The organism is Nocardia sp. NPDC056100, from assembly GCF_042266325.1.
Taxonomy (GTDB): Bacteria; Actinomycetota; Actinomycetes; order Mycobacteriales; family Mycobacteriaceae; genus Nocardia.
The window spans coordinates 1,725,613-1,737,614 of the sequence record NZ_JBHJVY010000003.1 but is presented as its reverse complement, the minus strand read 5'-3'; the positions used below and the strand labels follow the sequence as shown (position 1 = coordinate 1,737,614).

13 protein-coding genes and 1 riboswitch are annotated in these 12,002 nt (G+C 66.0%); of the genes, 6 read left to right on the top strand and 7 right to left on the bottom strand.

The window, feature by feature from the left end:
• Window positions 1-53: 53 nt before the first annotated feature.
• From ACFC0O_RS29670 to ACFC0O_RS29660, 3 genes are all read right to left on the bottom strand, one after another.
• Entirely contained in the window at window positions 54-1,427 is a 1,374-nt protein-coding gene (locus ACFC0O_RS29670) for an FAD-binding oxidoreductase (RefSeq protein ID WP_375963386.1), read from the bottom strand.
• A gap of 365 nt (window positions 1,428-1,792) precedes the next feature.
• Window positions 1,793-3,010 carry an NADP-dependent isocitrate dehydrogenase gene (locus ACFC0O_RS29665; protein WP_375963383.1) on the bottom strand — a complete coding sequence of 406 codons (1,218 nt, stop codon included), beginning with the start codon at window positions 3,008-3,010 and terminating at the stop codon, window positions 1,793-1,795.
• Between the two features lie 307 nt (window positions 3,011-3,317).
• Window positions 3,318-4,811, bottom strand: a complete 1,494-nt coding sequence (locus ACFC0O_RS29660; protein ID WP_364646039.1) for an MFS transporter — start codon at window positions 4,809-4,811, stop codon at window positions 3,318-3,320.
• A gap of 137 nt (window positions 4,812-4,948) precedes the next feature.
• On the opposite strand from ACFC0O_RS29660, the gene ACFC0O_RS29655 reads away from it, so the two are divergent.
• From ACFC0O_RS29655 to ACFC0O_RS29640, 4 genes are all read left to right on the top strand, one after another.
• Entirely contained in the window at window positions 4,949-5,668 is a 720-nt protein-coding gene (locus ACFC0O_RS29655; RefSeq protein WP_364646036.1) for a helix-turn-helix domain-containing protein, read from the top strand.
• A 12-nt stretch (window positions 5,669-5,680) separates the two neighbouring features.
• Window positions 5,681-5,791, top strand: a riboswitch (SAM riboswitch).
• 95 nt (window positions 5,792-5,886) lie between these two features.
• Window positions 5,887-7,236, top strand: a complete 1,350-nt coding sequence (locus tag ACFC0O_RS29650; RefSeq protein WP_375963379.1) for a bifunctional o-acetylhomoserine/o-acetylserine sulfhydrylase — start codon at window positions 5,887-5,889, stop codon at window positions 7,234-7,236.
• Window positions 7,233-8,387 (top strand): homoserine O-acetyltransferase, encoded by a 1,155-nt coding sequence (locus ACFC0O_RS29645; RefSeq protein WP_375963376.1) that lies wholly within the window; start codon window positions 7,233-7,235, stop codon window positions 8,385-8,387. The genes ACFC0O_RS29650 and ACFC0O_RS29645 overlap by 4 nt, the downstream gene beginning before the upstream one ends.
• 189 nt (window positions 8,388-8,576) lie before the next feature.
• Complete coding sequence (locus ACFC0O_RS29640; RefSeq protein WP_364646027.1) at window positions 8,577-8,738, top strand: hypothetical protein; 162 nt, start codon at window positions 8,577-8,579, stop codon at window positions 8,736-8,738.
• Window positions 8,739-8,813: 75 nt separating this feature from the next.
• On the opposite strand, the gene ACFC0O_RS29635 is transcribed toward ACFC0O_RS29640, so the two are convergent.
• Together ACFC0O_RS29635 and ACFC0O_RS29630 are read right to left on the bottom strand one after the other, a co-directional pair.
• On the bottom strand, window positions 8,814-9,059 hold the full coding sequence (locus ACFC0O_RS29635) for a DUF3017 domain-containing protein (protein WP_364646513.1): 246 nt from the start codon (window positions 9,057-9,059) through the stop codon (window positions 8,814-8,816).
• A 96-nt stretch (window positions 9,060-9,155) separates the two neighbouring features.
• Window positions 9,156-10,007, bottom strand: a complete 852-nt coding sequence (locus tag ACFC0O_RS29630) for a hypothetical protein (protein ID WP_375963374.1) — start codon at window positions 10,005-10,007, stop codon at window positions 9,156-9,158.
• Window positions 10,008-10,115: 108 nt separating this feature from the next.
• On the opposite strand from ACFC0O_RS29630, the gene ACFC0O_RS29625 reads away from it, so the two are divergent.
• Both ACFC0O_RS29625 and ACFC0O_RS29620 read left to right on the top strand, forming a co-directional pair.
• The gene (locus ACFC0O_RS29625) at window positions 10,116-10,580 is read left to right on the top strand and encodes a tRNA (cytidine(34)-2'-O)-methyltransferase (RefSeq protein WP_375963371.1); all 465 of its coding nucleotides are present in this window, start codon (window positions 10,116-10,118) and stop codon (window positions 10,578-10,580) included.
• Window positions 10,581-10,713: 133 nt separating this feature from the next.
• A complete protein-coding gene (locus tag ACFC0O_RS29620) occupies window positions 10,714-11,325 on the top strand; it encodes a Uma2 family endonuclease (RefSeq protein ID WP_375963937.1) in 612 nt (203 codons plus the stop codon).
• 6 nt (window positions 11,326-11,331) lie between these two features.
• On the opposite strand, the gene ACFC0O_RS29615 is transcribed toward ACFC0O_RS29620, so the two are convergent.
• Together ACFC0O_RS29615 and ACFC0O_RS29610 are read right to left on the bottom strand one after the other, a co-directional pair.
• Entirely contained in the window at window positions 11,332-11,562 is a 231-nt protein-coding gene (locus ACFC0O_RS29615; protein ID WP_375963368.1) for a DUF167 domain-containing protein, read from the bottom strand.
• A 9-nt stretch (window positions 11,563-11,571) separates the two neighbouring features.
• Window positions 11,572-11,964: a RidA family protein gene (locus tag ACFC0O_RS29610; protein ID WP_375963365.1), complete on the bottom strand. Its 393-nt coding sequence runs from the start codon at window positions 11,962-11,964 to the stop codon at window positions 11,572-11,574.
• Window positions 11,965-12,002: the final 38 nt, after the last annotated feature.

Here is a 12,002-nt window from a genome sequence, read left to right as displayed (position 1 = left end):
TCCCCATTTCACGGTGACTCCCCTCACCCACCCCCGAGGCGGAATATCGGAGGTCAGATCGCGAAGGGGAAGCTGCTCCGCACGGTGCCCTGCTCGTTGTAGCGGCGCTTGATCGACCGGAGGCGGGTCAGGGTGTCCGGGGAAAAGGCCTGCGCCGCCGAATCACCCGCGTCCAGATATGTCAGCGGCTTACGACCCGAGACGTGCGAATGCAGCGCCGCGGTGATCGACCGCTGTCGTTCGGCGACCGCGGCCGCATGGTCGGGCGTCGGAGCCGGGCCGAGCATGGAAAGCAGGTACGGTTCGCGAATCCCACCTGCGGCACCCGCATCGGCACGCGGGCGATACAGCGCACCGCCCAGCTGGCGGACCTGCACGAGTGCGAGCGGCGCGATCGAGCGTTCCGGGCCGGGCGCGTCCGCCGCACCCGCCATGGCCGTGCCGAGCAGCACATCGGTGACATGCGGGGAGAAATCGGTGAGCAGTTCGGCGCGCACCCGGGCCGGACTCGGCGCGGTCGGCTCCATGCAGATACCGCCCAGCTCGGTCACCTCCAGGGGTCGCCGATTGTCCAGCACCACACCGGGAATCGCCTCGAATCGGTGTAGCGGTCCGGTAATCCCTTCCGCACCAACCACATCCACCGCGATCATGATCCGGCCCCGCAGCGGTTCGGGTACCTGGGGGAAGGGCGGGAAGCGCACCAGCGTCACCCAGATGCTCAGTCGCTCATCGGCTTCCGCCGTCGCTTCGCGAAATGCCGCGAACACCTCCGCTGCCCGCTCGGCATCCCACAGCATGCGGCCGCCGTACAGCGGCCCGGTCTCGAAGAGCTCGAACTCCAGTCCCGTCACCACCGCGAAGTCCCCACCGCCACCGCGCAGCGCCCAGAACAGCTCCGGATCCGATTCGGCGGTCACCCGCATCCGGGTGCCGTCCGCCAGCACCACCTCCGCCGCCCGCACCGCGTTCGCCGCGAATCCCCTACTGCGCGCGAACCATCCGAGCCCGCCCCCGAGCGTGTACCCGGTAACCCCCACCACCGGCGAGCTTCCCACCGCACCCGCCAGCCCGTACGGCGCGGTCCGCTCCGACAGCGCACCCCACCGCACCCCGGCCCCCACCCGAGCCGTCCGCGCCCCGGCATCGACCGCGATATCGGCGAGTCCGCCGGTCTGCACCAGCACCGTCCCATCCGCCGCCGCCGAGGCCCCGTGCCCCGTCCCCTGCACAGTGACCGCCACCCCGACCTTGGCCGCGTACTCCACCACGGCCGCCACATCCGCGGCGTCCGCGACCTCGACCACCGCCGAAACCCGCTGCTCCACAGCCACATTCCACGGCGTCCGAGCCCCCTCGAACCCCTCGTCCCCCGCCACGAGCACCCGCCCGCGCACCACCCGCCGCAAATCGCTCCCGATACCCACCACAACTCCTACTCGCCCGCCAACCGGCCCATCCTCCCCCGCCATTCATGAGAGTTTCATGACCCCAAAAGGAGTGGTCGGGAGAAAGTCCCGGAAAACAGTTCGGGCACCCGCGCCGCCGAATGGCGGGACAGGTGCCCGGAATGCGTAGGGGGCGAAGGGATGGGCTCGGCCGGGACGATCGGTCCCGGCCGCCATCGGTTCGCCGCTGCGGCGCTGTTCACGTTGCATCAGCGCGATTCGGACGCATGAGCGCGTCCGGGACGTCGAGACGCCCCTCGGGCCCGGCGGTTTCGGAGGGAAACCAGCTTGCGGCCCTGTGCTCCTGGGGTTTCAGGGGGAACCCCTGAGAGCCCGAGAGTTGATCAACGCAGTGCGCGCGCCAGGTTGGCGTCGAGCACGCCGAGGAATTCCTCGGTGGTGAGGTAACCCTGGTCGCCGCCCACGAGCAGGGCGAGGTCCTTGGTCATCTGGCCGTCTTCGACGGTCTTGATGACCACCTCTTCGAGGGTCTGCGCGAAGCCGATCACCTCGGGGGTGTTGTCCAGCTTGCCGCGATGCGCCAGGCCACGGGTCCACGCGAAGATCGAGGCGATCGGGTTGGTGGAGGTGGGCTTGCCCTGCTGGTACTGGCGGTAGTGCCGGGTGACCGTGCCGTGCGCGGCCTCGGCCTCACAGGTGCGGCCGTCCGGGGTGAGCAGCACCGAGGTCATCAGGCCGAGCGAGCCGAAACCCTGTGCGACGGTGTCGGACTGGACGTCGCCGTCGTAATTCTTGCAGGCCCAGACGTAGCCGCCCTCCCACTTGAGCGCGGAGGCGACCATGTCATCGATGAGGCGGTGCTCATAGGTCAGGCCGGCGGCGTCGAATTCCTTCTTGAATTCGGTCTGGTACACCTCTTCGAAGGTGTCCTTGAACATGCCGTCGTAGGCCTTGAGAATGGTGTTCTTCGTGGAGAGGTACACCGGGTAGTTCTGCTGCAGGCCGTAATTCAGCGAGGCACGCGCGAAATCGCGGATGGACTCCTGGAAGTTGTACATGCCCATGATCACGCCGCCGTCTTCCGGCATGCGCACGACCTCGTGCTGGATCGGCTCGGAGCCGTCCTCCGGCGTGAAGGTCAGGGTGACCGTGCCCGCCTGATGCACCTTGAAATCGGTGGCGCGGTACTGATCACCGAAGGCATGACGGCCGATGATGATCGGCTTGGTCCAACCCGGAACCAGACGCGGCACATTCGAGATGATGATCGGCGCGCGGAAAATGGTGCCGCCCAAGATATTGCGGATGGTGCCGTTCGGCGACCGCCACATCTTCTTGAGATCGAATTCCTTCACCCGGGCCTCGTCCGGAGTGATGGTCGCGCACTTGACGCCGACGCCGTGCTTCTTGATGGCGTTCGCCGCGTCGACGGTGACCTGATCATCGGTCTTGTCGCGGTATTCGATGCCGAGGTCGTAGTACTCGAGGTTCACATCGAGGTACGGGTTGATCAGCTTGTCCTTGATGAACTGCCAGATGATCCGGGTCATCTCGTCGCCATCGAGTTCGACGACGGTCCCTTCAACCTTAATCTTGGACATTGGACTTCGTGTCCTCCTAGGAAGGTGGTGCTCCCATTGCACGGCCAGGTGAGCACGCTTGTGAGCGGGAACCCCGGCTGTTCAACAAACAACGTATATGCCCGGCGTTTTCCTCGGGACCTCTGGTACCAGGTCCGCGCGGTGCGCGCCAAACAAGACGAGCGTACTGCTGGTGCCGACCTCACCGCGCGGGCAGCCCCCGCTGTGCGGGACCCCATCCGAGTTACTCACAGGTAGCAATGGCGTGATCCAGGGCACGAAACACCCCCGCCGCGCATAGCTCGACGGGGGTGCGAATTCGTGCGGATCAGACTCCGACGTGCACGTGCTCGGAACCTTCGAGCAGATTCTCCGGCTTATCCCGAATCATGAACGCGATGATCGGAATGGTCAGCAGGAAGAAGCCCGCGCCCGCGTAGAACGCGATGTCGTAACCGTGGATCGAGGCGCGCGCCACCACATTGTCGATGGTCGGGTGATTGCGGGCATACCGTTCGGTCGCCTGCACCGACAGCGTCATCAACAGCGCGGTGCCGATGGAACCGCCGACCTGCTGCGCCGCGTTCAGCAGCGCCGAGGCCACACCGGAATCCTTGTCATCGACCTGATGCAGGGCGGTGGTCTGCATGGCCACGAACAATCCACCCATACCGAGCGCGATCAACAGGATCGCGGGCAGCACATGCGTGGCATAGCTGTCGCCGAGCTCGAGCTGCGCGAGGTACAGCAGTCCGGCGGTGCCGAACAGCGCACCGACCAGCATCACCGGCCGCGGTCCGAGCTTCGGCAGCACGGCGCTGGCGATACCGGCCGAGATGACGATGCCGAGCGGGAAGGGCAGGAACGCCGCACCCGCCTTGAGCGCGGAGTACCCGAGGGTGATCTGCAGGTAGAAGCTCAGGTTCAGGAACATGGCGAACATGGCGATCGGGGTGATGAGCGCGACCAGGAACGATCCGCCGCGATTGATCTCACCCGGAATACGAAGCGGCAGCAGCGGATTCGCGGTACGCCGCTCGATGGCGACGAATGCGATCAGCAGCGCCACGCCCACACCCAGCAGCGACAGGGTGCTGGCCGCGCCCCAGCCGTCATCGGCCGCGCGGCTGAAACCGTAGACCACCGAGACCAGGCCGAGCGTCGCGGTGATCGCGCCGGGCAGGTCGTACCCGCCGGTGCGCGGGGCCGGGACGTCCTTGATGACGAACGCGATGGCGCCGGCGAACGCCAGCAGCGCGATGGGGGTGTTCACCAGCAGGCACCAGCGCCAGCTGGCGTATTCGGTGAGCGCACCGCCGACGATCAGGCCGATGGCCGCGCCACCCGCCGACACGCCCGCGAACACGCCGAACGCGCGCGCACGCTCCTTGGCTTCGGTGAAGGTCACCGACACCAGCGACAGCGCCGCCGGGGCCAGCAGCGCGCCGAACGCGCCCTGCAAACCGCGTCCCGCGAACAGCTCCGCGGTGTTCTGCGCCAGACCGGCCAGCGCGGAAGCCGCGGCGAAGCCGATCAGGCCGATCAGGAAGATGCGGCGGCGGCCGAGGTAATCCGCGAGCCGGCCGCCGAGCAGCAGCAGGCCGCCGAAGATCAGGGTGTACGCGGTGAGCACCCACTGCCGGTTGCCATCGCTGATGCCCAGGTCCTGCTGGGCGAAGGGCAGGGAGATGGTGACGATGGTCGCGTCCAGCACCACCATCAGCTGGGCCATGGCGATCACGCCCAGCGCCAGCCAGCGCTTGGAAGCGCCTGCCTGACTTGATGTTTCGTTGGGCGCGTCGATCGCGGTCCCAGTGGTCATGCCGTCTCCTCGGGAGTGGTTCGAACAGCTCGCTCCATCGTGGCACCGCCCGACATTTGGCGTCAAGAGAAAAGTGTCGCAATCAGACAGTTGACCGTTAACGTCACAATCACACCGGACGGCTATACAATGAGGGCATGGCCGAGTCGTCGACGATCGCTGATTCCCCGCAGCAGCAGCACACCCTGGAGCGGCATCGCCCGGGCCTGCGCGAGCGCAAGAAGCAGCAGACCCGGACGCGGATCATCGATGTGGCACTGCGGCTCTGCGATACGCAGGGATTCGACGCGACCACCGTGGAACAGATCGCCGATGAGGCCGATGTCTCACCGCGCACCATCAACCGCTACTTCGACAGCAAAGAGGCGATCGTCATCGCCCCGGTCGAGGACATGGGCAAGGCCCTGGCCGAGCAACTGCGCGCGCAGCCGATCACCGGCAATGAACTGCAAGCCCTGCTCAACGCCTTCCGGGCCACCGTCGAGCAGGTCATCGAGGGCGACAATCCCGCGCCCTTCCGCTGGTTCCAGCAGATGCAGCGCATCTCACTGAGCAATGCCACCGTCCGCGCCGAGAGCCTGGCCGCCGCCGACACCAAAACCCTGTCCATGACCACGGTGCTGGCCGAACGCCTGCGCCTGGACCCCAATTCCATGCCGGTGCGGCTCATTTCGACCACCTGGCACGGCATCGTGCGCGTGGGCATGGAATGCGAGTTCGACGCGGACTCGAATTTCCCGGACTGCTCCACCCCCGCGTCGGCCCGCGACCTCATCACCAATGTGATGGCCGCCTACAACGAGTTCATTCGCAGCTGCGCCCTCCCCGTCGCCGAGGCTATTGCGCCGCCCCGTTAGAATCTGCGCCAAGGTCAAGAGCATCAGCGCCAAGCCCCGGCTCGCTGATCGGCAACCCTCCAGCAGCGGCGGGGTGCTCCGGGTGAAGACCAGGCGCTCGAAGGCCGAGCGCAAGCGCACTGTAGGAGGACCCGAGATGTGTTGTTGTCGAAGCCAATTCGCCTTCCGATAACGTCCGCCTCCGCCGATTCCGGCGACCTTTCCACCTGGAGCACGACATGAGTGACTCGACCGCGCCCTCCGCCTCCCCCGCGAACGGCGATACGGATCCCAGCAACTGGTCCTTCGAGACCAGGCAGGTCCATTCCGGCCAAGCCCCCGACGCCGCCACCGGCGCGCGCGCCCTGCCGATCTACCAGACCACCTCGTACGCGTTCCGCGATACCGATCACGCCGCCGCGCTGTTCGGGCTCGCCGAACCGGGCAATATCTACACCCGCATCATGAACCCCACCCAGGACGTGGTGGAGCAGCGCATCGCGGCGCTGGAGGGCGGTGTGGCGGCCCTGCTGCTGGCCTCCGGGCAGGCCGCGGAGACCTACGCGATCCTGAACCTCGCGCAGGCGGGCGATCACATCGTGTCCAGCCCGCACCTGTACGGCGGCACCTACAACCTCTTCCACTACTCGCTGCCCAAGCTGGGCATCGAGGTCAGTTTCGTGGACGATCCGGATGATCTGGCGCAGTGGGAAGCGGCCGTGCGGCCCAATACCAAGGCGTTCTACGGCGAGACCGTCGCGAATCCGAGCAGCTCGATCCTGGATATCCCGGGCATCGCGGGCGTCGCGCACGCCGCCGGTGTGCCGCTGATCGTGGACAACACGGTCGCCACGCCGTACCTGATCCAGCCGCTCGCGCACGGCGCGGACATCGTGGTGCATTCGGCGACCAAGTACCTGGGCGGGCACGGTTCAGCCGTCGCGGGCGTGATCGTGGACGGCGGCACCTTCGACTGGACCGTCACCGACGCCGACGGCAACTCGCGTTTCCCAGGCTTCACCACCGCCGATCCCAGCTACCACGGTGTGGTCTTCGCGGATCTGGGCGCACCGGCGTACGCGCTCAAGGCGCGCGTACAGCTGCTGCGCGATCTGGGTGCGGCCGTGGCGCCGTTCAACGCGTTCCTGATCGCCCAGGGCATCGAGACGCTGAGCCTGCGGGTGGAGCGGCACGTGTCCAACGCGCAGGCGGTCGCGGAGTTCCTGACGCAGCAGCCGGGCGTCGAGAAGGTGTACTACGCGGGGCTTTCCGACTCACCCTGGTTCGAGCGTGGCAAACAACTGGCACCCAAGGGCGTCGGCGCGATCGTGTCGTTCGAGCTGGCCGGCGGAATCGATGCGGGCAAGAAGTTCGTGGACGCTCTGGTGCTGCACAGCCATGTCGCTAACATCGGGGATGTGCGTTCGCTCGTGATCCACCCCGCCTCAACCACCCACTCCCAGCTGACGCCCGAGGAGCAGCTCGCTTCCGGCGTCACCCCAGGTCTGGTGCGGTTGGCCGTGGGCATCGAGGGAATCGACGACATTCTGGCGGATCTGCGCAACGGACTGACGGCGGCCGCGAGTTGACCGCCGATACGGATTCGAAGACCACCGTCCCGACCGCGGCGGCGCTACTACCGCCGCCGGACGGGACGCTCGCCAGCTTCTCCATCGGGGATGTCGCGCTGGAGACCGGGGCCGTCATTCCCGATGTGACGCTGGCCGTGCAACGCTGGGGCGAACTATCCCCGACCGCCGATAACGTGGTGCTCGTCGAGCACGCGCTCACCGGTGACTCGCATGTGGTCGGCCCGGCGGATGTGCATCACGACTCCGCCGGTTGGTGGGACGGGACCATCGGTCCCGGTAAGGCCGTCGACACCCGGGAATGGTGTGTCATCGCCATCAACGTGCTCGGCGGCTGTAAGGGCAGCACCGGCCCGTCCTCGCTGGCTCCGGACGGAAAGGCTTGGGGCGGAAGGTTTCCCGAGTACACCATTCGCGATCAGGTGACCGCGGAGGCGCAGTTCTTCGATCTGCTCGGCATCGACCGATTGGCCGCCGTGGTCGGCGGATCCATGGGCGGTATGCGGGTGCTGGAGTGGATGATCGGCTATCCGGAACGGGTCGGGGCGGCGCTGGTGCTCGCGGCCAGCGCCCGCGCCACCGCGGATCAGCTGGGGCAGCAGACCACGCAGATCGCCATCATCAAGTCCGATCCGGACTGGCAGGGCGGTAACTACTACGGCACCGGGCGCGCCCCGATGACCGGTATGGGTCTGGCCCGGCGCATGGCGCATCTGACCTACCGGGCCGAGGCCGAACTCGACCACCGTTTCGAGAACCATGCCCAGGGTGATGAAAACCCTTGGGAGGGTGGGCGTTACGCGGTGCAGAGTTATCTGGAGTACCAGTCGGACAAGCTCATCTCGCGCTTCGATCCGGCCACCTACGTCTATCTCACCGAGGCGCTGAACCGGTACGACGTTGGCCGCGGGCGCGGCGGCGTCGAGGCGGCGTTGCAGAGTACGCCGGTGCCGGTCGTGGTCGGCGGCGTGGATTCGGATCGGCTGTACCCGCTGCGCAATCAGCAGGAGCTGGCGGATCTGCTGCCGGGCTGTAAGGGCCTGGAGATCGTGCATTCGCGCGATGGGCACGACGGCTTCCTGACCGAAACCGAGGCGGTCAGCAAGCTCATGGCGGAGACCATGGAGCTGGCGCGCGCGGCGCGCGGCTGACGGTGTGACGCACGGGGCTGACGGGTCTTTACGGAATTCCCGCGGTGCAATGACCGCGGGTTCTCCCATGAGTCATACCTGTTTCGTCTGAATTATCTTGACGCACTGTCGGTTTCGCACCGATGACACCTCGGTAACCGACACGCCGATTTCGTGACTGAATCGGTGCGTCGTCGTAAGGTATGCAACATGACAGCAGCCTTCGATGACATGGATCTGCGCGATCTGGTCGCGTTGCTCTCCGACGAGGAACAGCACGAGTTACGTCCCGCCGTGCTGCGCGTATTACACCGTTTACCGGACCAGGAAATCCTGCGCCGCGAACTCGGCCGCCGCCTCACCCCCGCCTGACGCTCCTACGACGTTCCCCCGTACACCGCAATTCCCCGGAGCGTTCGCCGCTGCCGGGGAATCTTTCGTCGCGGCCTAGGTGACCCCGAGACTGTTGATCGTCGCCGCCAGCACGATGATCACACTCCCCATCACCGTCAGCCACGCCACATCGAACGGCTTACTCCGCACCGCCAACACCCCCACCCGCTCGGTAGGCAGCATCAACCGAAACCCCGCCGCCAGCAACGCCGCCCCCCCGAAGAAGAACGTCCCCCTACGCCACCGATCCCACGCCAGAAACACCACCGCCACCACCAGCACCGCCCCGATCACCACCATCGGCAGATGATCACGCACGGCCTGACCGAATCGGCTGCTGGGACCTGAGGGAGCGGCATGGGCTGGACTCACGGGGCGAGTCTAACGACCCCCGCGTTACCAGGTGGCAGCCTCCCGATCCCGGCGATCCCGCGCCCGGACTTCCGGCGGCACCAGGGTGTCCTCCGCACCGTTGAAACGCAGGAATTCCGCATCGAGGCAGTTGTCCCAGTCATCGGCACTGCGATGCTCCCAATCCCGGCCCCATTCGGTGTCCTCCATCCGGGCACGATGCACAATCCTTCCCCGCCAACGGAATTCGACCAGTGTCGAATCCGGAGGCTCATCGGCCAGCGGCTCCAGCCACGGCGGATCGATGGCAGCCAATCGATCGCCGAAATAGCAGGGTGTGGTCGGTGTGGTGAGACTCGATTCCGTTTGCGGTGAAGGCGGTCTGGTCAGCCCGGCGAGTGGACCGATCTTCATATCCGCGCGCTCATTGCCCGTCCGATAGCTGCCGGGCACGGCCAGCCGCCAGATGTCATCCGCATTCCGATGCCAGTCCTGGTCCGGTGCACACGGCGGCCGCGCAGCCGCCGAGCGCACCCTGACTTCGTCGAAACCGTAACGGCAGAGGCTACTTTCACCTTCGGGGTGGTTCCGCGAGATGACATCCTGGGAGCCGCCCTCGTTGTTCTGCCGCTGCCATACCGCGCGATACCGCTCGGTATTGAGCACCTGGAGAAAGTCCTCCATCCCGAGGCTCTTGCCGGACCCGTACTGAATATCGGCGTAGCTTCGATCCTCCGCCACCCGGAACCACACCGGGACCCAGTACGAACCGACATCACGGTGATCACCCCGGGCGAAGTCGATCAGCATCGCGGCAATCCACTCCGCCTCGGAGTGCTGAATACGGTGACCCGGATGCGCGTAGACGCGAACGAAGTCCGTGAAGATGTTCGACACGCCCACATCATGTCCGCGACCACGCGAACCAGGCGAGCCGTTTTCCCGCGCCGCGCCGGTGGCAGGCTGCGAACAGTGCGGTTGTCGGGCTCTGGGATGCTGGTGGGCGTGTTTCATTTGGTGTTCTTCGAGCCTCGTATCCCGCCCAATACCGGCAATGCCATTCGGCTGGCCGCGGGGACGGGGTGCGAACTGCACCTGATCGAACCCCTCGGCTTCGACCTATCGGAGCCCAAGCTACGCCGGGCGGGGTTGGACTATCACGACCTCGCCTCGGTGACCGTGCATCAAAACCTCACCGCCGCATGGGATTCCATCAGACCCGAACGCGTCTTCGCCTTCACGGCGGCCGCCACCACCCGCAATACCGATATCGCCTACCGCGACGGCGATGTACTCCTCTTCGGCCCCGAACCCACCGGCCTCCCGGAAGAAGTGCTCACCGACCCCAAGGTCACCGAGCAACTCCGCATCCCGATGCTCCCCGGCCGCCGCTCCATGAACCTCTCCAACGCCGCCGCCGTCGCGGTCTACGAAGCCTGGCGCCAACAGGGTTTCCCGGGCGCGGTGTAGTGCCATACCGCCGGGACACGCGACAATGGGGATGAAACCGTCCTAGCTGCGAAAAGCCCGGGAGGCCGCGGGTATGCCGAAATATCCTGACGACGTGGCACTTCCGTATACGCAACCCGACCTCCCCGAATACATGACGTGGGAGGAGCTCGAACGACTTCCGGAAGAGATCGCGGAACAGATCGAATTATGGGACGGGCGAGTCGTGTGGCTTCGTAGGGGGCCATCGGAACATCAGACCTTCACCAATCTGCTGTGGAACGCGTTGCGCAGGCACGCACGCACGAGCACCACAGAGCAGCCCGACCAGTGTTGGCGTGTGACGACGGAGACCAATGTCTTCTTGCGCCCGGTCGGCAAATCCGACTTCCTCACCCCCGATTTCCTGGTCCACCGCTGCCTCGACGGTCCGTACCAGGACGTCCGCGCCACCGATGCGATCGTGGTCGGTGAGGTGCTGTCCCCCTCCAACACGCAATCCGATATGGATGCCAAGCGCGGCCGCTACGCCGCCGCCGGAATCCCGTGGTACTGGGAGGTCAAACTGGCCGCAGAGACCAGCGCCATCGCCATGGTGCGCATCTTCGGTCTCGACACCGACTCCGGCCCATTGCCGGATGGGGTGCACCCGCTCCAGGCGGGCAACTACGTGATCGCGGGAGAATGGACCCCCGCAGACACCGAAGGCATCGCATTCGACTTCCCGTTCCCCATTCGCATCACGTGGGACGAGCTCGAATTCTGAGGCTGGTCAGTCGGCTATTTCGAAGCGTTTGAAGCGGGAAGTTGTTCCGGCGGTGAGGGTTACGGCGGATTTGGGGACGCCGTAGTGGGTGGCTAGGAGGGCTATGGCGGCTTTGTTTGCTTTGCCCTCGACGGCGGGGGGGCGGACGTAGAGCTGGAGGGTGCCGTCGTCGAGGGTTTCCACGAGGGGTCCCTTTTTGCTGTTGGGTTTGATTGTCGCCCGGACCACCGTGGGCATTAGCGCTCCTTACTGGACGGCTATGGCGTCGACCTCGAAGAGCATGCCGGGCAGGGCGAGGGCGGCTACGCCGGTGAGGGTTTGGGCGGGTGGGCGGTCGCCCCAGAGGTCGGTGATCTTTTTGCCCAGGATGGCCAGTTTATCCAGGTTGTGGTCGACGATGTGGGTGCGGAGTTGGGCTACGTCGGCGTAGTCGAGACCTACGGTGCGCAGGGCTTTGCCGAGGTTCTCGAAGGCGCGATCCACCTGGGTGGCGAAATCCTCGGAGGTGGTGTGGCCGTGTTCGTCGGAATCGTATTGGCCCGCGATGAAGACCAGTTCGCCGCTGACGCGGGCGATATGGCTGTAGCCGAAACCGGTCGGATCGTGCAGGTCGGCGGGGTTGATGAGTTCGATGGTCACGGTTGTCTCCTCGGGTCGGTGCTATGCGGCAACACGGG